19 protein-coding genes are annotated in these 19585 nt (G+C 72.5%); 7 read left to right on the top strand and 12 right to left on the bottom strand.

Annotation, left to right across the window (positions count from 1 at the left end; all coding sequences use genetic code 11):
- The first annotated feature begins 27 nt into the window (after window positions 1-27).
- The 3 genes from ACFYM2_RS23430 (at window position 28) to ACFYM2_RS23420 (ending at window position 1226) form a co-directional block, all read left to right on the top strand.
- A complete protein-coding gene (locus ACFYM2_RS23430) occupies window positions 28-411 on the top strand; it encodes a hypothetical protein (RefSeq protein ID WP_359008872.1) in 384 nt (127 codons plus the stop codon).
- Window positions 408-674 (top strand): DUF4031 domain-containing protein, encoded by a 267-nt coding sequence (locus ACFYM2_RS23425; RefSeq protein WP_350231825.1) that lies wholly within the window; start codon window positions 408-410, stop codon window positions 672-674. The genes ACFYM2_RS23430 and ACFYM2_RS23425 overlap by 4 nt, the downstream gene beginning before the upstream one ends.
- 348 nt (window positions 675-1022) lie before the next feature.
- Window positions 1023-1226: a cold-shock protein gene (locus ACFYM2_RS23420; protein WP_120722172.1), complete on the top strand. Its 204-nt coding sequence runs from the start codon at window positions 1023-1025 to the stop codon at window positions 1224-1226.
- A 153-nt stretch (window positions 1227-1379) separates the two neighbouring features.
- Here ACFYM2_RS23420 and ACFYM2_RS23415 read toward each other — a convergent pair whose 3' ends face one another.
- From ACFYM2_RS23415 to ACFYM2_RS23400, 4 genes are all read right to left on the bottom strand, one after another.
- Window positions 1380-2618, bottom strand: coding sequence for a Cmx/CmrA family chloramphenicol efflux MFS transporter (locus ACFYM2_RS23415; RefSeq protein ID WP_388838796.1), 1239 nt, complete (start codon window positions 2616-2618; stop codon window positions 1380-1382).
- A gap of 494 nt (window positions 2619-3112) precedes the next feature.
- Window positions 3113-3622 carry a GNAT family N-acetyltransferase gene (locus ACFYM2_RS23410; RefSeq protein ID WP_359008877.1) on the bottom strand — a complete coding sequence of 170 codons (510 nt, stop codon included), beginning with the start codon at window positions 3620-3622 and terminating at the stop codon, window positions 3113-3115.
- A 51-nt stretch (window positions 3623-3673) separates the two neighbouring features.
- Window positions 3674-4315 (bottom strand): hypothetical protein, encoded by a 642-nt coding sequence (locus tag ACFYM2_RS23405; protein ID WP_388460947.1) that lies wholly within the window; start codon window positions 4313-4315, stop codon window positions 3674-3676.
- Between the two features lie 626 nt (window positions 4316-4941).
- On the bottom strand, window positions 4942-7320 hold the full coding sequence (locus ACFYM2_RS23400) for a heavy metal translocating P-type ATPase (RefSeq protein WP_388838792.1): 2379 nt from the start codon (window positions 7318-7320) through the stop codon (window positions 4942-4944).
- A 322-nt stretch (window positions 7321-7642) separates the two neighbouring features.
- On the opposite strand from ACFYM2_RS23400, the gene ACFYM2_RS23395 reads away from it, so the two are divergent.
- On the top strand, window positions 7643-8332 hold the full coding sequence (locus ACFYM2_RS23395; RefSeq protein ID WP_388838788.1) for a copper homeostasis protein CutC: 690 nt from the start codon (window positions 7643-7645) through the stop codon (window positions 8330-8332).
- Between the two features lie 335 nt (window positions 8333-8667).
- On the opposite strand, the gene ACFYM2_RS23390 is transcribed toward ACFYM2_RS23395, so the two are convergent.
- The gene (locus tag ACFYM2_RS23390; protein ID WP_388838785.1) at window positions 8668-9537 is read right to left on the bottom strand and encodes a hypothetical protein; all 870 of its coding nucleotides are present in this window, start codon (window positions 9535-9537) and stop codon (window positions 8668-8670) included.
- 52 nt (window positions 9538-9589) lie between these two features.
- Window positions 9590-10063, bottom strand: coding sequence for an ATP-binding protein (locus tag ACFYM2_RS23385; RefSeq protein ID WP_388460938.1), 474 nt, complete (start codon window positions 10061-10063; stop codon window positions 9590-9592).
- Between the two features lie 158 nt (window positions 10064-10221).
- On the opposite strand from ACFYM2_RS23385, the gene ACFYM2_RS23380 reads away from it, so the two are divergent.
- Together ACFYM2_RS23380 and ACFYM2_RS23375 are read left to right on the top strand one after the other, a co-directional pair.
- A complete protein-coding gene (locus ACFYM2_RS23380) occupies window positions 10222-11073 on the top strand; it encodes a helix-turn-helix transcriptional regulator (protein WP_359003915.1) in 852 nt (283 codons plus the stop codon).
- Entirely contained in the window at window positions 11070-11444 is a 375-nt protein-coding gene (locus ACFYM2_RS23375) for a DUF397 domain-containing protein (protein ID WP_359003917.1), read from the top strand. The genes ACFYM2_RS23380 and ACFYM2_RS23375 overlap by 4 nt, the downstream gene beginning before the upstream one ends.
- Window positions 11445-11454: 10 nt before the next feature.
- Here the strand turns inward: ACFYM2_RS23375 and ACFYM2_RS23370 are convergent, their stop codons facing one another.
- From ACFYM2_RS23370 to ACFYM2_RS23350, 5 genes are all read right to left on the bottom strand, one after another.
- Window positions 11455-12129, bottom strand: coding sequence for a response regulator (locus tag ACFYM2_RS23370; protein ID WP_388838782.1), 675 nt, complete (start codon window positions 12127-12129; stop codon window positions 11455-11457).
- A gap of 32 nt (window positions 12130-12161) precedes the next feature.
- Window positions 12162-13289 carry a sensor histidine kinase gene (locus ACFYM2_RS23365; RefSeq protein ID WP_388838779.1) on the bottom strand — a complete coding sequence of 376 codons (1128 nt, stop codon included), beginning with the start codon at window positions 13287-13289 and terminating at the stop codon, window positions 12162-12164.
- Between the two features lie 359 nt (window positions 13290-13648).
- Complete coding sequence (locus tag ACFYM2_RS23360) at window positions 13649-14191, bottom strand: hypothetical protein (RefSeq protein ID WP_388838776.1); 543 nt, start codon at window positions 14189-14191, stop codon at window positions 13649-13651.
- A gap of 123 nt (window positions 14192-14314) precedes the next feature.
- Window positions 14315-15238, bottom strand: coding sequence for a S41 family peptidase (locus ACFYM2_RS23355; protein WP_388838773.1), 924 nt, complete (start codon window positions 15236-15238; stop codon window positions 14315-14317).
- A 141-nt stretch (window positions 15239-15379) separates the two neighbouring features.
- On the bottom strand, window positions 15380-16567 hold the full coding sequence (locus tag ACFYM2_RS23350; RefSeq protein ID WP_388460929.1) for an MFS transporter: 1188 nt from the start codon (window positions 16565-16567) through the stop codon (window positions 15380-15382).
- Window positions 16568-16733: 166 nt separating this feature from the next.
- Between ACFYM2_RS23350 and ACFYM2_RS23345 the strand changes: the two genes are divergently transcribed.
- Entirely contained in the window at window positions 16734-17201 is a 468-nt protein-coding gene (locus tag ACFYM2_RS23345) for an ArsR/SmtB family transcription factor (RefSeq protein ID WP_388838770.1), read from the top strand.
- Window positions 17202-17222: 21 nt separating this feature from the next.
- Here ACFYM2_RS23345 and ACFYM2_RS23340 read toward each other — a convergent pair whose 3' ends face one another.
- Entirely contained in the window at window positions 17223-19193 is a 1971-nt protein-coding gene (locus ACFYM2_RS23340) for a HelD family protein (protein ID WP_388838883.1), read from the bottom strand.
- Window positions 19194-19585 lie beyond the last annotated feature (392 nt).

Below are 19585 nucleotides of genomic sequence, written 5' to 3'. Positions count from 1 at the left end.
GGGGCGGCTCGGGGGACAATGGAGGGCATGGACGACGTACAACCCCTTGAGCAAGCCCTGCACGCCGCCCGCGCCCTGGTCCTCGCCGATCTGGCGGCGCGTGACGTGGCGCACGCGGACGTCGTCTCCCTGGTCGAGGACGCGGTGACCCACCGGCGCTGGTGGGTCGAGCAGTGGCCCGAGGGCACGGAGTACGTCGCCGGGCTCGTCGCCCAGGACGTCCAGGACGCGCTCCTTGAGCGGTACGGCCGCTGGCCGCTGTGCCCGGTGTGCGACGTCGGCGACCCGCACGCACTCGACGTGGAGCCGGAGCTCGGGCCCGATCCGCACTGGGTCTGCGGCAAGGCGGGCGTCGTGGTCGCACCGGTCGGGGCGCTCGGCCAGGGGGGCGCGGGCGGGCTCGGCGGATGACGCTCTACATCGACCCGCCGACCTGGCCCGGGCACGGCCGCATGTGGTCGCATCTGGTCAGCGACGCCTCGTACGAGGAACTGCACGCCTTCGCCGCGTCCATCGGCTGCCCGCCGCGCGCCTTCGAACGCGATCACTACGACGTGCCGTCCCACCGGTACGAGGACGCGGTGCGGGCGGGGGCCGTGGAGGTGGGTTCCAAGGAGCTCGTACGCCGTCTGACGGGGGCGGGGCTGCGGCGGCCGAAGGGGCGGCCTGCCTGACACCGGTTTGGTGGCCCAGGGAACGCGCCGGTGGCCCAGGGAACGCGGCGGCGGTGGTGGCCCAGGGAACGCGCCGATGATGGCCCAGGGAACGCGCCGGTGGCGCCCCCGGAAGGAGCCCCGGAAACACCTGCTTGGCCGGAACTTGTCCCCGGTTCGGCTGCGGCCCGTAGCCAGACGATCGCGGATCGGCTAACTTCCTTGCCAGTAGTCGTGGTTCCGAAGTCTCAACGCCCGCGGTTTACGCCGTGGGCGTTTGCTGTGCAGCAATGTCCGAGGACCAGGGCGATCACCTCACCCAGGGGTACTGACAAGCCAGTACCCCGCGATCCTCGACAGGGGAAACACATGGCAACCGGCACCGTGAAGTGGTTCAACGCCGAAAAGGGCTTCGGTTTCATCGCGCAGGACGGCGGCGGCCCGGACGTCTTCGTCCACTACTCCGCGATCAACTCCACCGGCTTCCGTGAGCTCCAGGAGAACCAGGCTGTCGTCTTCGACGTCACCCAGGGCCCGAAGGGCCCGCAGGCGGAGAACGTCTCCCCCGCCTAATCGCCGACCCCGGCCCTGGTGGCCGGACGACGCGGAAGCGCCCCGCACCCGAGGATGGGTGCGGGGCGCTTTGCCGTGCGGGGCGGATGGATGTGGAGCTCCGTATGGCCTCCGTATGGCCTCCGTATGGCCTCCGTATGGCCTCCGTATGGTCTACGTACGGCCGCACACGTCCGCGGGCGGCGCGGTGGTCGCCGGGGTCAGGTCCGATGAGCGGGTCTCCGAGGAGCGGGCCACCACGCGTGAGTGCGACTTGTGCAGGCGCAGGGAGGCCGCGACCAGGGCCAGGGCCGTGACGGTCATCGCGGCGCCGGCCCACGCCGTGGCGGCGTACCCGAGGTTCGCGCTGATCACGACGCCGCCGAGCCAGGGTCCCGCGGTGTTGCCCAGGTTGAACGAGGACGTCGTCGTCGCGCCGGCCAGCGTCGGGGCCGCGCCGCCCACGTTGAAGATCCGGGCGTTGAGCGCGGGCGCGGTGAAGAACGCCGAGCAGCCCAGCAGGAACGACAGGGTGATCGCGACCGCCGGGGTCGAGGCGAACAGGGCCAGCGCGACCAGGAACACGGTCGAGGCGGTGATGCCGCTGAGCAGCACGCCGAAGAGGTGCGCGTCGGCGACCCGGCCGCCGATGGTCGTGCCGATGAGCGCACCCACGCCGAACAGGCCCAGCACGGCCGGGACCCAGCCGGCGTCCACGTGGGCCACGTCCGTGAGCAGCGGCTTGAGGTAGCTGAACGCGCAGAACACGCCACCCGCCGCGAGCGCGGTGATCGCCATCGAGAACAGCACCTGCGGGTCGCGGTAGATCCGCAGCTCCCGGCCGAGCTGCGGCTTCTCGGCGGGGAGCGGGATGCGCGGGATGCGGGTCAGGATGCCGACGAGGGCGATCGCGGAGGCCGCGCCCACCGCCCAGAACGCCGAGCGCCAGCCGAGTCCGTCACCGAGCAGGGCGCCGAGCGGTACGCCGAGGACGTTGGCGATGGACAGGCCGCCGATCATGACGGCCATCGCGCGGGCCCGCGCGTTCGCCGGCACCATCGCGATGGCGACGGCGGCGCCGACCGCCCAGAACCCGGCGCAGGCCAGGGCGGACACGATGCGCGAGGCGAAGAGCATGGCGTAGTTCGGGGCCAGCGCGCCGGCGACCTGGCCTAGGCCGAACGTGGTGATCAGGGCGAGCAGGGTGGTGCGGCGGGGCAGGCGCAGGGTGGCCACGGCGAGGAGGGGGGCGCCCACGACCATGCCGATGGCGAAGGCGGAGATGAGGAGGCCGGCCTGGGGGATGGACACGTTCATGTCGTCGGCGATGGACGGGAGCAGGCCGGTGAGCATGAATTCGCTCGTGCCGAGTGCGAAGACGGAGAGGCCGAGGATGTAGACGGCCAGGGGCATGCGGGCCCCTTGGGCGGGGGGCAGGGGGGTGGGTGCGGGCGCGGGCTTGGGTATGGGCTCGGCGGGCATATCCGGTGCCAACGGGGTGGGGCGGGGTGATATTCCCGGGGTTGCCGGGGGCCCGGGTCTGCCGGCGGGCCGGGGTCGGCTGTTTGCGCAGTTCCCCGCGCCCCTGAACCCGTTTGCGTCTGCGGGTCGTGGTCGCTTCTCGCGCCGTTCCTCGCGCCCCTGAGCACTCGGTGCCGGGCCGCGCGGGCATATCCAGCCTGTCATGGGGGTCCCCCCTGGCCCTCAAGGCCTTGGGGGAGATTGAGGACGAGCGCCCTTCAGGCGCGAACGGGGTCCGGGGCGGAGCCCCAGGGGGTTTTGCTTCAGCCCCCGGAGGGTTTGGGGGAGGGGTGGGGAGGGGCATCCCGGGGTCTGGGGCGGAGCCCCGGCGGCCCGGGTTGCACGTGCGCCCCTGGCGGGGCTGGTGCCGGGCCGCGTTGGTGGCGTCAGCCTGTTTCGTAGAGGTGCTGGGCGGTGCGGCCGCCGATGGGGCGGGGGGTGTCGCCCACGCGGTGGTAGCCGGACCGGGTCAGGACGCGTTGCGACGCCGCGTTGTCCTCGTCCGTCGTGGCGTACACCGTCTCCACGTCCGGCTGGGCCAGTGCCCACGCGGTCAGGGCGCGCAGGGACTCGGTGGCGTACCCGTGGCCCCGTACCGACTCCGCCAGGTCGTACCCGATCTCGACGCGGCCGTCCTCCGGAGGGCCGTGGAAGCCGATGCCGCCGATGGCCCGGCCGTCCCGGGCGCGCACTATGACGTACGCGCCCCAGCCCGTCCGGTGCCGGCCGACATCCAGCGCCGACACCATCTTCGCCGCGGCGTACCGGCTGCCCTCGTCCGGGCCGCCGGGCGCCCACTCCCAGCCGCCCGTCCCGCCGTCCGTGAGCTCCGCGGCCGACGCGCGGGTCAGCTCGTGGAGGACGACGCGTTCGGCTGTGACTGTCACGGTGAGCACGCGGGGTACCTGCTTTCCGTCGGCGCGTGGCGAGGGGTGGGCTCGCGCCGATTATGCGGTGAGCAGGGCCAGTTCCGCCTCCAGATTCGCCCGGGCCGGGCCCTGCCAGGCGCGTTCGCCGTGCGGGGTGTGGAACAGCCTTGGCAGGGCCAGTAGTTGGCGCAGTACGGCCGCGCGGCCGGAGCGGAACGCCTCGTCCGGTACGAACGCGTACTCCTCGCGTACGGCGGCGGCGTACGCGGCGTACGCCGGTGGGGCGGCGGCCAGGATCGCGAGGTCCGCGTCGCACAGGACCGCGCCGTTGGCGTCGCCGTCCTCGGGGGCGTGGGTGACGGTCAGGCGCACCAGGCGCGCGACCTCCGCCGTCGCCTGCGGGGTCAACCCGGCTTCGGGCAGGGCGCGTTCGGCCAGGCGGGCGGAGCGCTCCTCGTTCTCCGAACGGTCCGGCAGGTACACGGCGTCGTGGAACCACGCGGCGAGGCGTACGAGGTGGGGGTCGTCGGCGTACTGCTCCAGTACGTCGATGTGGTCCAGGACGGCGGTGAGGTGGGCGGTGGTGTGGTAGCGGCGCTGCGGTTCCGCCCAGCGGGTGAGGAGGTTGTCGGCGTAGGGGGCGGGGTCGGGGGCGGGGCCCTTGGGGCGGGCGGCCAGGAGGGTGGTGTGCCAGCGGGTGCGGAGGGGGGCGTCGGGCATGCGGCTGAGGGTAGCGGGGTGGTGCCGGGGTTGGCGTGACCGCCGGTGCCGGTGCCGGTGCCGGTGCCGGCCGCCGGGTGCGGGTGCGGGTGCGCTGCGCGGGCTTGGCTCGGGGTGCTGGGGGTGGATGCGCTGCGGCGGGCTTGGTCGGTTGGTGCTGGGTGCCCTTTCAGGGGCGCGGGGAACTGCGCGACCAGCCACGGGCGGTCCGCACCCGAAAGCGGATGGGGCGTCGCCGGGGCTTTGCCCCAGGCCCCGGGGGGATGCTCCTCCCCGCCCCTTCCCTAAACCCTCCGGGGGGTGGGATGGAGCGGGGTTCCTTCGGGGGGCTGCTTCTGGGGCTCCGCCCCAGACCCCGTTCGCGCCTTAAGGGAGCTCGTCCTCAATCTCCCCCAAGGCCTTAAGGGCCAGGGGGGACCCCCATGACGGGCTCAGGTTGGCTGTGTGAGCCAGCGCCAGCTCGTCCTCCGTTGCCGGGAGGCGGGCCGACGCTGCCCGCGTGGGCCGGCGCAGGGCTCGTCCTCCGTTGGCGGGCAAGCTGCCGCTGCCCGCGTGGGCCGGCGCCGGCTCGTCCTCCGTTGCCAGGCAAGCTGACGCTGCCCGCGTGGGCCGGCACTGGGCGCGCCCTAGGCTGCCTTGAAGCCGCGCAAACGTAGGGAGTTGGCGACAACGAAGGTTGAGGAGAAGGCCATCGCCGCGCCCGCGATCATCGGGTTCAGGAAGCCCGACGCGGCCAGCGGGAGGGCGGCCACGTTGTAGGCGAAGGCCCAGAACAGGTTCGACTTGATCGTGCCCAGGGTCTTGCGGGAGAGGCGGATCGCGTCCGCCGCCGCGCGCAGGTCGCCCCGTACGAGCGTGAGGTCGCCCGCCTCGATCGCGGCGTCCGTGCCCGTGCCCATGGCGAGACCCAGGTCGGCCTGGGCCAGCGCGGCCGCGTCGTTGACGCCGTCGCCGACCATGGCCACCGAACGCCCCTCCTCCTGAAGGGACTTGACGACGGCGACCTTGTCCTCGGGCATGACCTCCGCGTACACCTTCTCGATGCCGACCTCGGCCGCGACCGCCTCGGCGACGGCCCGGTTGTCGCCGGTCAGCAGGATCGGGGTCAGGCCGAGGGCGCGCAGCCGCCTGATCGCCTCCGGGCTGGTCTCCTTCACCGCGTCGGCCACTTCGAGGACCGCCCGGGCCTCGCCGTCCCACGCGACCGCGATGACCGTGCGGCCCGCCGCCTCGGCCTCCTCCTTGGCCTTCTTCAGCTCGGGGGTGAGGCCGATGGACCACTGGGCCAGCAGCTTTTCGCGCCCCACCAGGACCGCGTGGCCCTCGACGACGCCCCGCACGCCGAGCCCCGCGACGTTCGCGAAGTCCTCGGGCGCGGGCAGGGTCCCCACCTCGGCCGCGGCCCCCTCGGCGACCGCGCGCGCGATGGGGTGCTCGGAGGCGTGCTCCAACGCGCCTGCCAGACGCAGGACTTCCAGGCGCAGGGCTTCGGCCTCGCCGGTGGTGGCGGCCGTGTGCGTCGCGAGCAGCGTCATGCGGCCCGTGGTGACCGTGCCGGTCTTGTCCAGGACGATCGTGTCGACCTTGCGCGTGGTCTCCAGGACCTCCGGACCCTTGATCAGGATGCCGAGCTGGGCGCCACGGCCCGTACCCACCATGAGCGCGGTCGGCGTGGCGAGGCCGAGGGCGCAGGGGCAGGCGATGATCAGTACGGCCACCGCGGCCGTGAACGCGGCCGTGATGCCCGAGCCGGTGGCCAGCCAGGCGCCGAGCGTGGCCAGAGCGAGCAGCATGACGGCCGGCACGAAGACGGCCGAGATGCGGTCGGCGAGGCGCTGGGCGGAGGCCTTGCCGTTCTGGGCGTCCTCGACGAGCCGGGCCATCCGGGCGAGCTGGGTGTCCGCGCCGATCCTGGTGGCCTCGACGACGAGCCGGCCGCCCGCGTTGAGGGTGGCGCCGGTGACGGTGTCGCCCGGGGCGACCTCGACGGGTACCGACTCGCCGGTGAGCATGGAGGCGTCCACGGCGGACGTGCCCTCGACGACCGTGCCGTCGGTGGCGATCTTCTCGCCCGGCCGCACCAAGAAGCGGTCGCCCACCGCCAACTCGGCTGTGGGGACGGTTTGTTCGCTGCCGTCCGGGCGCAGCACGGTGACGCTCTTGGCGCCGAGTTCCAGCAGCGCGCGCAGGGCCGCGCCCGCCTTGCGCTTGGAGCGGGCCTCGAAGTAGCGGCCCGCCAGGAGGAACGCGGTGACTCCCGCCGCGGCCTCCAGATAGATGTTGCCCGCGCCGTCCGAGCGGCCGATGGTCAGCTCGAAGGGGTGGGTCATGCCGATCATTCCGGCGGTCCCGAAGCACAGCGCCCACACGGACCACAGGAACGCGGCCGAGGTGCCGACCGAGATCAGCGTGTCCATGGTGGCCGCGCCGTGGCGGGCGTTGGTCCAGGCGGCGCGGTGGAAGGGCCAGGCGGCGTACGTCACGACCGGGACGGTCAGGGCGAGTGAGAGCCACTGCCAGTATGCGAACTGGAGGGCCGGGACCATCGACATCGCGATCACCGGGACGGCGAGGGCGATCGCGGTCAGGAGGCGGCGGCGGAGGGCGCGCAGTGGGTGCGGGTGCGGGTGCCGTCCGTCGGCCGGCTCGGCGTCGGTGTCCGCTCCGGCTGCTTCGGGTTCGGTCCCGGTCCGGGCCGCCCGGGGCCCGGCCCCCGTCCCGGTCCGCGCGGGGGTCGGCTCCTCGGCGGTGTAGCCCGTGGCCTCGACGGTGGCGATGAGCTCGGCCACCGAGACGGCCGGGGCGAAGGTGACCTTCGCCTTCTCGGTGGCGTAGTTGACGGTGGCCTCAACGCCGTCCATGCGGTTCAGCTTCTTCTCGACCCTGGCCGCGCACGAGGCGCAGGTCATGCCGCCGATGACGAGTTCTACGGCGGATCCGGCGCCGGTCTTGGCGCCGCTGCTGGTGCCAGTGCTGGTGCCGGTGGTGGAGCCGGTGGTGGTCATGGGGTGCGGTCTCCTTGGGCGGCGGGCGGGGTGTGGCCGGGGTGCGTCTCGTGTGGGTCTCGTGCGGGCCGCGCCCCCGATTATACCCCTCGGGGGTATCTTTCGCTGTGATCACAGGTATACCCCCCGGGTGTATATGGCGCAAGGGGAGGCCGGTCGATCCCCGGAGTCCGGGGCGCGTGGCGGTGGGCGGTGGGGTGCGCGGGGCGCGGCCGGCACGTGTTTACCGTCCGCGCGGGTGGGCATTTCGCCGCGTAGGCTGGTCAATGGACTAGACCTATTTGGGCCGAGCCGGGCCCGGGTTACGGAGGAATGGGGTCAGATGAGCAACCGCGCACTGCTTGAGGTGATCGCGCTCGACGCGCAGGACGCCGTCGCGGCCCAGGCCGGCGGGGCGGACCGGCTTGAGCTGGTCACCGACATGGCGGCGGACGGGCTGACCCCGCCCCTCAAGACCTTCGCGGCCATCCGGGCGGCCGTCGACATCCCGCTGCGGGTGATGCTGCGGGCGGCGGACGGGTTCGCGGCGGGGGACGTCGACGGGCTCGTACGGGATGCGGAGGCGCTGCGGGGTGAGGGCGCGGAGGAGTTCGTGTTCGGGTTCCTCGACGAGACCGGGGGGCCCGATCTGGTGGCGGTACGCGCGGTGGCCTCCGCGCTGGCCGGGTGCCGCTGGACCTTCCACCGGGCCATCGACCGGGCCGCGTCCCGGGACGCCCTGCGCAAGGAGCTTGCCGGGGTGCCCGGACTCGACACGTACCTCACGGCGGGGTCGCCGTTGGGGGTCGAGGACGGGCTCGGTGTCCTCGTGGCCGAGGCGGGGCGGCGGGACGAGCCCGGGTATGAGCCGAGGCTGCTGGTGGGTGGCGGGCTTGCGCTGGACCACCTGCCGGCGTTGCTGGGGGCCGGGATCGACGCGGTGCACATCGGCGGCGCGGCGCGCCCGGGCGGCTGGTCCGCCCCGGTCTCCTCGGCGGCCGTCGCCGAGTGGCGCGACGCGCTGGACGCGTAGCGGTTGGGGGGTCGTGCTTGCCCGGCCCGGGCCGGGGTGCGGCGTGCGGCGTCTTGGGGGCGAGCCCCGGGGCTTTCGGGTGCGGGTTGTGGGTGGCTGGGCGCGCAGTTCCCTGCGCCCCTGGGGCATCCGGTGTGGGTCGGCGTGTGCGTGCCTGGTCGGGCCCGGGTGTGGCGCCGGGCAGGGTGCGGTGCGCTTGGGGATGGGGCCCCGGGCCTGACCGGTGCGGGTTGTGGGTGGCTGGGCGCGCAGTTCCCCGCGCCCCTGGGGCATCCGGTGTGGGTCGGCGTGTGCGTGCCTGGTCGGGCCCGGGGCGGGGTGCGGCGCTGGGCGTGTTACGCCGCTCGGGGCCGCCTCCGCCGGCGGCGCAGCGTGAAGCCGCCGGCCACGGCGAGAGCCAGGACTGCGGCCGTGCCGATCAGCCAGTGTCTTCGGGAGGTGACCGGCTCGCCGGCCACCTTCAGCTGCGCGGTACTCGTGCTCTGCCCGTGGTGGCTGACCACGGTGAGCGCGTAGGTGCCCGGCCGCAGGTCGTCCCGCACGGTGGCGTGTCCTGCGTACACGGTCGACCCGTCGTCACACTTGCATCCGGGATCGTCCGGACTGTCCTTCTCGACGGTCAAGGGGCCATGCAGTGCCGGGGACTTGACCGTCAGGGTCTCCTCGTCAGGTGCGGGCACGACGTCCGCGAGGAGAACGACGATCTCGGCGCCCGGCCGCACCGTGACGTTCGGTGTCGAGTCCGCCCTGCCGAGGTTGCCCCCCTTGGGACCTGCCACGAACCGGCCAATGAGCGCCGGGTCCTGGGGCTTGACGGTCAACTCCGTTGTGGTGACTGCCCGGCCACGGCTTGTGGCGGTAAGGGCATAGCGCCCCGGTGCGATGTCACTGCGGATCCAGGCTCCAGCGCCCTTCTGGGCCTCGCTCGACTCCGTGGCGCCCTTTTCCTTCGGGACCAGCCGTATCGGATCTGTCAGCGCGGGGGAGGTCACAGTCACGGTGTCCCAGCCCGTAGGCATGCCCTCGATCTTGATCCAGACGCCTCCCCCCACCGGTTCAACCGGCCCGCCCAGCAGCTCCAGATGGGGGCCGGTCTGTGCACCGGCAGACGTGCCGGCGGAGGGTTCGGGATTCTCCGCCGCGAGAGCGAGAACGAGGTCGCCGGCCGACAGTACGAGCGGCGCGGTGGCGACGACTGCCGTCATGTGAAGCATGCTTCGGAACACGAGTGCCTCCCTCAAGCGGCGGACAGGATGACTATGCCTGCGCGGGCCGGCACGGGGTCGGCGTAGTCAGCTGGGCCCATACCGTTTTCTGTGGGGGTGGGCCCTCCGTCGTGCCCCAGTGGTCTGCCAGGGTCTGGATCAGGAGGAGGCCCCGGCCCGACTCCGCGTCCTCGGGAGCCACCTGTGCCACCACCGGCAGCGGCCTGTCCGCCCGCGTGTCCGTCACCTCGATGCGCAGTACGCCGTCCTCCCGCAGCAGCAGCCCCAACTCGAAGCCCCGGCCCGACACATACGCGTGCAGCACCGCGTTCGCCGTCAGCTCCGCCACCAAAAGCGCCGCCGTGTCCGACGCCTCGCTCCCGTGCGGCACGCCCCACGCGTCCAACTGGCCCTGCGCCAGCCTCCGCGCCAGTCCCGCCGCCCGCCGCGTCGACGCGAACCGCTTCCTGAACACACGTACGGTAACCGGCAGTTGAACCGCGCCGGGTTCTGTTTCGAGGTGCATGGCGCCAGCGTGGCCCGCTCGCGACCCCCTCCGCCAGGCATCCCCTGTGTACGCTCCGCGAGCGTACGCGCACGTCCTGTAGACGGTACGCACGTCCATCCGTAACGCTGGGTGAGTTGCGAACGCGGGGCGAACTGTTCACCGAGAGGCGGCCGCCGATGGCACGTGCGCGCGAGAAGTCCCCGGGACAAGGGCGAGACGGGGAGCCCGATCCCTCCGACAGTCTGAAGACCTTCGGGGCGGTCGTCCAGGCCCTCCGCGAACACGCCGGCCTCAGCCGCGCCCAGTTCGCCGCCCTGGTCGGTTACTCCACGCATACCGTTACGTCGGTGGAGTTGGGCCGTCGTATGGCCGATCCCGACTTCGTCGAACGGGCGGAGGGTGTGCTCGGCAACACGGGTGCGTTGCGGAACTCGGCGCAGTACCTCAACCGGCAGGCGGGGCTTGCCGCTTGGTTTCGCAAGTGGGCACGCCTGGAACGGACTGCCATCTCCCTCGACACGTACGAGTGCCGCCTGGTCCCGGGGTTGTTGCAGTCGGAGGAGTACGTCCGGATGCTGTTCGAGAACGACATCCCCCCGCTGTCGGACAAGGAGATGGAGGCCAGCCTCAGTGCCCGCGTGAAGCGGCAGCGGCTGTTGCGGGAGCGCCCGAACACGTCGTTCAGCTTCATCCTGGACGAAGCCGTTCTTCAGCGCCGGATAGGCGGTATCGAGGTGACTCGGGGGTTGCTCGATCACATCCTCGCTGTAACGGCCCCTCGCAACGTGACTCTTCAGATCATGCCGCTGCAGTGCGAGAGCCATGCGTGTCTTGCTGGGCCGCTGCAGTTGTTGGTCGCCCCCAATGGGCGTCGCTACGCCTATGCGGAAGGGCAGCAGAATGGCAGGTTGATCACCGACGCGAAAGAGGTCGCCCTCCTCGGCCAGCGGTATGCAACACTGCGCTCGCAGGCTCTCAACCCAGCCCTGTCCAGAAGCCTGTTGGAGCGATTGCGAGGAGCCTTATGAGTGTCCATGAACTCGGCTGGTTCAAGAGCAGCTACAGCAGCGCTCAGGGGGACAGCTGTATCGAGGTCGCCCTCGACTGGCACAAGTCGACGTACAGCAGCGCTGAGGGCGACAGCTGCGTAGAGGTCGCCCACTCCTGGCGGAAGGCCAGCTACAGCAGCGGCTCCAGCGGCGACTGCGTCGAAGTTGCCGAGTGCTGGGGCAAGTCCAGCTACAGCGGCACGTCTGGCGACGACTGCGTTGAGGTCGCCGCCTGCCCGCGCACTATCCATATCCGGGACTCCAAGGACAAGGCCGGGCCCCAGCTCGCGCTGAACCCCGTCGCCTGGGGCGAGTTCGTGGCGTACGCCAAGCAAGGGGCGCGGGACTGACCCGGGTTCGTCAAGCCAGGCCTGCCGCGATCGCGCGGCGTACCGCGTCCGCGCGGTCGCGGATGTCGGCCTTGGCGAACAGGTTGTTGATGTGTGTCTTCACCGTCGCCTCGCTGATGAAGAGCTGCTGGGCGATCGCCCGGTTCGGCAGGCCCTGGCCGATCAGGGCCAGCACTTCGCGTTCACGCGGGGTGATGTCGCCGGGCAGCGGCTGGGACGGGGCCGGGGTGGCGGCGGGGCCCACGCGTACGGTGGCCAGCAGGCGGGCCTGGACTTCGCGGTCCAGGACCGACTGGCCCGCCGCCGCCGCGCGGATCGCCCGGGCGATGTCCTGACGGCCCGCGTTCTTGGTCAGGTAACCGCGCGCGCCCGCGCTCAACGCGGCCAGGATCGAGTCGTCGTCGGCGAAGGTGGTCAGGACGACCACGGCCACCTCCGGGTGCTCCTCGGTCAGCAGGCGCGTGGCCTCCGTGCCGTCCATCACCGGCATGCGCAGGTCCATGAGGACCACGTCCACCGGGCCCGCGGCGACCGCGGCCAGGACCTCGGTGCCGTCGGCGGCGGCCGCGACGACCTCGATGTCGTCGGACAGGCCGAGGACCGCGGCCAGCGGTTCACGTACGGCGGCCTGGTCGTCGGCGACGACCACCCTCAACTTGCTTACATTCCGCGTCGGTTCACTCACCGTGTCGCCCACTCCCTCATGTGCCTGGTCGCTCATCCGGGGATCACCGCCTCGACCTGCCAGCCACCCTCGTGCGGGCCGGTGACGACCGGGCCCGCCGTGATCGTTCCGTTCAGGAGGGCGACGCGTTCCCGCATGCCGATCAGCCCCATTCCGCTGCCGACACCGGCGTTCACCCTACGGGTGGCGGGTCCGTTGCGTACGGCAAGGGTCATGGACGTATCGGCGTACATCAGCTCCACTTGGACCGGGCCGCCGGGGGCGTGCCGGGCCGCGTTGGTCAGGGCCTCCTGGGCGATGCGCAGGAGGTTCTGGGTGACCCGGGACGGGACGTCGCGTACGGTGCCGGTCACGGTCAGGGCGTCGCGGTGGCCCGAGGAGTCCAGCATCGCGGTCAGGCTCTCCACCAGCGGCAGGGAGTCCTCGCGCAGCGCGTGCACGGTCCACTGGGCCTGCTTCAGGCTCTCCTTGACCATGCTGTGCGCCTTCTGGTTGGCCTCGCGGACCTTCTCCAGATCGCCGGTTTCGATGAGCGCGTCGGCCAGTTCCAGCTGCATGTTGATGCCCGCGAGGGAGTGGGCCAGGACGTCGTGCACGTCGCGGGCTATCCTGCCGCGTTCGGTCAGGACGGCGGCCTGGGCCTCGGCGCGGGCGGCGCGCTCGGCGGACTCGGCCGCCGACAGCGCGGCCAGGACCGCGCGGTGGCGGCTGCGGTTGAGCATGCCGATCAGGACGGGGCCACCGGTGGTGAAACCGAGTGTCCACGGCAGCAGGTCGTGGCCGGTGCCGAGGTGGAAGTACAACGCCACGGTGCACAGCACGCCGCACAGGGCGGCCAGGGTGAGCGCGGTGCGGGGTTCGAGGCGGAAGCCGATGTGCCCGACGATGAAGTACGCGAAGAGATAGCTCGCGCCGCCGGTGCTCACGCCGATCAGGGCGGCGGCGGTGAGGACGCCGAAGGTCAGCCAGGCGACGGTGAGGCGCGGCGGAATCTTGTCTTCCGGCACGTGCCGGGTCGCCAGCACCAGGGAGTTGACCACGATCAGGACGGTGCAGGCCAGACCCCGGCCGCTGAGGCCCTGCGGCTCGACGGTCCAGAGCGCGGACACGACGAGGAAGAGCGTCGGGATCCACTGCGTACGCGGGTCCTGACCTGGCACGGTCCGGGGTCTTGAACCGTGGGGCGGGGCGCCCGGGGAATCGGGCTGGGCTTCGGGCACGGCGTGACCATAGCCGAGAGCGTGGGCGAGGACGCGCAGGCCCCGGTCCAGGCGGGTGGTCCAGCTCCTGAGCAAGTCGCTGGTGGGGGCGGGTGCTTGGGGCGCCTTGTCCCTCGCTCGGGGCCTGCTGGCCGGGACCACGGCGTGCGGTCGGGCGCCCGGGGCGGGGCCTTGTGGGCGTACGCGCGTGGCCGGTGCCTGGGGCCGGGCGCCCGGGGGCGGCGTCAGCGGGCGAAGGCCCGTGACCGGGGCCTGGGGGGCCGGGGGCACGGGCCGGGCGGCGCGGTGCGGGCGCACGATCAGACCGTACGGTCGAGGGTGCGGACGGGGCGGATCTCCGTGGCCGGCTGCCGGCGGGCGGCCACCAGGCGGCCCCGGATGAAGATCGTGGCGAGTCGCGTGACCACCTCGGTGAGCGCCATCAGGACGAACGCCGCGACCCAGGCCTGATCCGTGGTGATCTGGTGGGCGATGCTGAACTGCGCCACGTGGGACGCGCCGCCGTGGTCCACCCAGACCTGGAAGCCCATCCTGGCCCCCATGCCGAGTACCCACAGCGCGGCCGAGACGGCGCCCGCCTTGATCAGCAGGTGCTCCCCTGAGACGCGGATCCGGGTGTAGACGCCACCCGCGACACCGAGCGCGGCGCCGGCGGCCACGAGCGCGCCGATGAGGACGAGGTCGTTGCCGGCGGTCGGGATGGAGTGCAGGTAGCTGTGGGCCACGAAGGCCACGATCCCGAGCGGGATCAGGAAGGTCTTGAGGTCGAGTCGGCCTTCCCGCAGCTGGCGGAAGACGACGAGGACGAGTGCGATGTCGGTGAGCCAGTCGGTCGTTGTCATGCCTCAAGACTGGTCTCACCAGGCCTTTCGCACCTGGTCCCAGGGGTGGAGCCCGGGGTGGAGATCACCGGTGCGCGGGCCTCCACCCCGGGGACGGGCCGGGGCCCACCCCCGGTCTGGCGTTCATCGGCAGGCGGCCTGCCCGAGCAGCCACTTCTGGGCCGCCGCAAGGGCCGTGTCGTCGGTGCCGGGGGCCGGGTTCAGGTCCTGGGGGTACTCCTCGTCCGGTGCGATCGGTCCGTCGTAGATGTGGCCGGTGCGGTCGGCTTCCTTGGCCTCCGTGAGGATCAGCTCGGCGCCGTCCGACAGCGGGTGCGACTCGTTTGCCGTCGGATGGCCGCTGGTGCCGCCGCCGAAGAACCGGGTGCCGGGGCGGCCGTGGAAGGCCACCACCACCGCCTCACCCGCGCTGGCTGTCCGGGGGCCGGTCAGTACGGCTACCGGCGGATTGCTTCTGCCGATGGGCGGAACATCGGTGTTCCAGCCCAGGGACTTGCCGTCCACGTACGGAGCGCCGCCCTTGATCGACCAGAGCGATTTCTTCCCGTCCGCGTCCACGAACGCGCCCACCGCGCCGTCACCCAGGATCGGGCCGAGCGTGGCGAGCACCGGGTCCATGCCGCCGCCTGTCTCCGTCCTCAGGTCCACGACCCAGCCGCAGGCTCCCGCCCCGTTCGCCTTGGCCACGGCGGCCCGGCCCTGCCGTACGTAGGCGTCGTACAGCTGCTGGGAGCCGTCCACGTGGGGCAGAGAGACGTACCCGATGCCGTGCGGCAGGAAACGGCCCTCCAGGCCGTCGAAGGTGGTGGCGGAGGCGCCCATGGTCTGCTTGGCCTCCTCCGGATCCATGAACCTGCTGTGGTGGTCACCCAGCGAAGCCAGCGCCACTTCGACCGCTCCGTAGGTGTCCGCCGGCTTTTGCGCCCCGTGCGCCTGGGCGAACGCCTTCCTGCGCAGGGTGTCCCAGTCGACCGTGTGCCGGAATATGGATCCGTCCTGCATGATGTCCAGCGCCTTGGTCAAGTACGTCCGTGCCGCTGGTGTCATGCCGTCGTCCGGCGGCCGCGCCCCGCTCGTGCACCCTGATGCCGCGACGACGACGCTCGCCAGTGCGGCGCAGACCGATATGCGCCGCCGATGTCCCCAACTCATGCGTCCCCCATGCCACTTGGTAGAAAATTCCCCACGTCACTTGGCAGAGATCGACTCTAGCGGGGCGGTGGCCCGGCGGCCGTTGGGCTGGGGCTCGCGGGTGGTGAGGTGTGCCACCACAACGGCCAGCGCGGTCAAGGCGGTTGACGCCAGGGGGAACCAGCGGTTGCCCAGGACGGCGATGGCCGCGCTGCCCGTGGCGCCCGCCGCCGCTATGCCCAGGTACAGGGCGGTGGAGTTCAGGGACAGGAGCAGGGGGGCGTTCGGGGGGTCGAGGGAGACCAGGCGGGCGGGCAGGGCGACCGACACCGACCAGCCCGCGAGCGGGTTGAGCGCGGAGGCGATGAGCGCCGTCGTCATGGACTGCATGAGCCAGGGCAGCGCGAGCGTGACGGCCACCGAGACCGTGCCCGCCGTGAGCATCACCACGCGCGGGCCCCAGGCGTCCACGACCCGGCCGCCCACGTTGCTGCCCACCACCGAGAAGACGCCGGAGACCAGCAGGAGCAGGGTGAGGCGGGACTGGTCGCCGCCGGTCGCGGGGGCCGCCGCGACGGTGTAGTAGATGAACACGCTCTGGTAGGCCAGGAAGACCAGGAACGTCGTGGCCGTCGCGCCCAGGACCCGGCGGTCGGTGAGCGGGGCGAGCCGGGTGCGCAGCGAGACGGCGGGCGCGGGGGCCGGCAGGTCGCGCAGCAGCAGGGCCAGGCCCGCGAAGGCCGCCGCGCCGAGCGCGGTGACCACCCACATCGTCAGCCGCCAGTCGCTGCGGCCGACCCAGGTGCCCAGCGGCACGCCGAGCGCGGTGGCGACCGTCATGCCGCCCATGACGGTGGCGATGGCCCGGCCCCGGCGCTCCGGCGGTACGAGCGTGGTGGCGGCGGCGTTGGCCGTCGGGGTGTAGAGCGCGGCGCCGACGGCGGCCAGGACGCGGGTGAGCAGGAGCGTGGTGAAGTCCGGGGCGAGCGCGGACAGGGCGTTGGCCGCGGTGAAGACGGTGAGGGCGAGCAGCAGGGTGCGGCGTCTTGGCCACTTCGCGGTGAGCGTCGCGAGGACCGGTGCGAGGACCGCGTACGCGAGCGCGAACACGGTGATCATCTGGCCGGCGGCGGCGACGGATACGTCCAGGTCATGGGCGACGAGGCCGAGAATTCCGGCGATCACCATCCCGTCCGTGCCGACGGCGAAGGTGCCGAGGGCGAGCAGGAGCAGGCGTAGGCGCATGGGTGGTCCCCTTCCACGGGCAGCGCGGGGCGGTGCGCGGCTCCAGCGGGGGAGCGGCGCACGCGCGAAACGAGAGAATGGTTTGACGCACGTCAAACTAAGTACCCGTATCCTAGGGGTCGTTTGATGGTTGTCAAACAGTCTGGGGGGAGGGGAGAGTGCGGGCATGGTGGAGGACAGGCCTCAAGATCACGAGGGCGGGAGCGAGGGCGGCGGCGACGGTGAGCGGGTCGCGCGCCCCGGCGTCGGCGATGGCGCGCGGGCTGGTCGCCCTGGCGACGGCGACGGCGACGGCGCGCGGGCTGTGTGCCCCGGCGATGGCGACCACTGGCTCGCGCAGCCCGACGTCGACGACATCGAGCTCGTCAAGGTGCTGCACGCGCTCGGCGACCCCGTACGGCTTCGGCTGCTCAAGGTGTACGCGGACGGCGAGCAGTACAGCTGCGCTCCCGACCTGCTCGGCCTCGCCCACCTGCACAAGTCGACCGTCTCGCACCACATGCGGATCATGCGCGAGGCCGGGGTCACCGCGACCCGCGTCGTCGGCCGTGGCCGCTATGTCCAGCTACGCCGGGCGGACCTGGACGCCCGGTTCCCCGGTCTCCTGGACGCGCTGATCAAGGCGCTGCCGTAGCGGGCCCAAGGGGCGTGGCGGTCAAGCCAGTTGGGGCGGCAGCGGGGACGCGTGCAGGACGGTCAGGCCCGAGACCGCGCGGGTCAGGGCCACGTACAGGCGGCGCAGGCCCGTGCGTTCGTCCGGCTCGCCCTCGACCACGGCGGCCGGCTCGTCGAGCACCACATAGTCGTACTCAAGACCCTTGGCGAGCGAGGCCGGCACCAAGGTCAGGCGGGACTCGGACGTCGTCTCCTCGCCCGGCGCCAGGTAGGGCAGGCCCGCCGCCTCAAGTGCCTTGCGCAGGACGGGAATACGGGCGTCGGCGGCGATCAGGCCGATCGACCCCTCGTGCGCCAGGGACGCCACACACGCGGCCACCACGTCCGCGTCCAGATCCGCCGACTCCCGCACCGCGAGCGAGCCCGGCGTCTCACGCACCGACTCCACCGCCGTCAGGCCCGGCGAGATCGCGGGCAGCAGCTTCGAGGCGTACGCGATGACCTCGCGCGGCACCCGGAAACCGGCCGTCAGCTCCTCGACCACCGCCTCCTCCTTGCCGAGGTGGCGCAGCGCGTCGACCCAACTCGCCGTCGCCCAGGGCGTGGTGCCCTGCGCCAGATCGCCGAGCACGGTCGCCGAGCCCGTCGTGCAGCGCCGGCCCACCGCGCGGTACTGCATGGGGGAGAGGTCCTGTGCCTCGTCGAGTACGACATGGCCGAGCGAGTGGGTGCGCGCCACCAGGTCGCTCGCCTCGTCGATGAGGACGGCGTCCGCCGCCGACCACTTCGCCGACTTCACGCTCCGGGCCGGCTTGGGGGAGAGGATCGCCCGCTGCTCGTCGTCGGTGAGGATGCCCTCCGCGTGCGCGGCCAGGAACTCCGGCTCGTTGAGCAGGCGCAGCACCAGTTTCGCCGGGTCCACCGGCGGCCAGATCGCCTTGACGGCCGCCTTCACCGCGCTGTTGCGGGCCACCGCGTCCTGCACCCGGTCGTCGGGGGCCTCGCCCGCCTGTTCCATCCGTACCAGGACGGTGTGCGCGATCCGCTGCGGCAGGGCCTCGCGGGCGGCGCCGTAGCGGATGTCACGGTCCGTCAACTGCTCGACGATTTCGGCCAGTTCGTACGCCGGTACCCGCCAGCGGCGTGAGCCCCGTACCACCACCAGGGGCTCGGCCGGTGTCGTCACATGGGACCACACCGCGCGGCGCAGCACCTCGGCCATGCGGGCGTCGCCCTTGACCACGGCGGAGGCGGCCGGGTCCGTGCCGCGTACCTCGATGTCCTTGGCCACCAGGTCGTCCACCGTCGCCTGCTTGGCCTCCAACTCGCCCAGGGCGGGCAGGACTTGCTCGATGTAGTGCAGGAACGACCGGTTCGGCCCGATGACCAGGGTGCCGGTGCGGGCCAGGCGCTCGCGGTGGGCGTAGAGGAGGTACGCGACCCGGTGCAGGCCGACGGCCGTCTTGCCGGTGCCGGGGCCACCCTGCACGCAGACGCTGCCGCTCAGGCCCGACCGTACGATCTCGTCCTGCTCGGGCTGGATCGTGGCCACGATGTCGCGCATCGGGCCCACGCGGGGGCGCTCGATCTCCGCCTGGAGCAGTTTGCTGGTCCCGGTGGCCTCGGCCGGGTCCATGAGGTGTTCGTCCTCGTACGCCGTCAACTCGCCGCCCGTGTAACCGAAACGGCGGCGCAGGGACACGCCCAGGGGGTCCTTCTTCGACGCGCGGTAGAAGGGCTGCGAGACGGGGGCGCGCCAGTCGATCACCATCGGGTCGCCGTCGGCGTCGTGGACGTGCCGGCGGCCGATGTAGAACCGCTCGCCCTCGGCTCCTTCGGCGAGCTCCACGCCGGGCGCGTGCAGGTAGTCGAGGCGGCCGAAGAAGAGGGGGGTGTGGGCGAGGTCGGCGAGGGCCTTGATGCGATCGTCCATCTGTCGGCGCAGGACGGCGGCGTTCACCCAGTTCGCGGTGACGTCCTTGATGTCCAGGGCTTCGACGTCCTGGCGCATCGCGCGGAGGGCGGCTCGGGAGGCGGTGAGGTGCGTGCGTTCCTGATGGAGGGGGGTGGTTGTGGGGTCGGGGTCGGGGTCGTGCGTCTGCACGGGGGGCCTCCGGCGGGGGTTCGGTGGGTTTGTACGTGCCGTACTGGCTGCCCTTCCGGTTTCCGGCCGGGGGGCGGCGCTCCCTGGGGGAGGCGGGGGGTGGGGATTCTAGCCACGGGGGTTTCGCGGGGCGAATGGTTTTCGCCCGGGGGCGGGGGGCCCGTGCGGGTGTGGGCCGAGCGGGGGGCGGGCCGGGGGGGGGGGGGGGGGGGCGCCCGGGCCGCCCCCCCCCCCCCCCCCCCCCCCCCCCCCCCCCCCCCCGCCCCCCCCCCCCCCCCCCCCCCCGCCCCGCGCGCCCC

Origin of the sequence: Streptomyces sp. NPDC006711, assembly GCF_042869775.1 — a bacterium.
GTDB lineage: Bacteria > Actinomycetota > Actinomycetes > Streptomycetales > Streptomycetaceae > Streptomyces.
Note: the sequence above shows the minus strand (reverse complement) of the source record. Positions and strands in the feature narration are given on the sequence as shown.

Coding starts and splice junctions, on each gene's coding strand:
- ACFYM2_RS23430 (WP_359008872.1), top strand. CDS start 28: ATGGACGACGTACAACCCCTTGAGCAAGCCCTGCACGCCGCCCGCGCC.
- ACFYM2_RS23425 (WP_350231825.1), top strand. CDS start 408: ATGACGCTCTACATCGACCCGCCGACCTGGCCCGGGCACGGCCGCATG.
- ACFYM2_RS23420 (WP_120722172.1), top strand. CDS start 1,023: ATGGCAACCGGCACCGTGAAGTGGTTCAACGCCGAAAAGGGCTTCGGT.
- ACFYM2_RS23415 (WP_388838796.1), bottom strand. CDS start 2,618: ATGCCCCTGGCCGTCTACATCCTCGGCCTCTCCGTCTTCGCACTCGGC.
- ACFYM2_RS23405 (WP_388460947.1), bottom strand. CDS start 4,315: ATGCCCGACGCCCCCCTCCGCACCCGCTGGCACACCACCCTCCTGGCC.
- ACFYM2_RS23400 (WP_388838792.1), bottom strand. CDS start 7,320: ATGACCACCACCGGCTCCACCACCGGCACCAGCACTGGCACCAGCAGC.
- ACFYM2_RS23395 (WP_388838788.1), top strand. CDS start 7,643: ATGAGCAACCGCGCACTGCTTGAGGTGATCGCGCTCGACGCGCAGGAC.
- ACFYM2_RS23390 (WP_388838785.1), bottom strand. CDS start 9,537: ATGACGGCAGTCGTCGCCACCGCGCCGCTCGTACTGTCGGCCGGCGAC.
- ACFYM2_RS23385 (WP_388460938.1), bottom strand. CDS start 10,063: ATGCACCTCGAAACAGAACCCGGCGCGGTTCAACTGCCGGTTACCGTA.
- ACFYM2_RS23380 (WP_359003915.1), top strand. CDS start 10,222: ATGGCACGTGCGCGCGAGAAGTCCCCGGGACAAGGGCGAGACGGGGAG.
- ACFYM2_RS23375 (WP_359003917.1), top strand. CDS start 11,070: ATGAGTGTCCATGAACTCGGCTGGTTCAAGAGCAGCTACAGCAGCGCT.
- ACFYM2_RS23360 (WP_388838776.1), bottom strand. CDS start 14,191: ATGACAACGACCGACTGGCTCACCGACATCGCACTCGTCCTCGTCGTC.
- ACFYM2_RS23355 (WP_388838773.1), bottom strand. CDS start 15,238: ATGACACCAGCGGCACGGACGTACTTGACCAAGGCGCTGGACATCATG.
- ACFYM2_RS23350 (WP_388460929.1), bottom strand. CDS start 16,567: ATGCGCCTACGCCTGCTCCTGCTCGCCCTCGGCACCTTCGCCGTCGGC.
- ACFYM2_RS23345 (WP_388838770.1), top strand. CDS start 16,734: ATGGTGGAGGACAGGCCTCAAGATCACGAGGGCGGGAGCGAGGGCGGC.
- ACFYM2_RS23340 (WP_388838883.1), bottom strand. CDS start 19,193: ATGCGCCAGGACGTCGAAGCCCTGGACATCAAGGACGTCACCGCGAAC.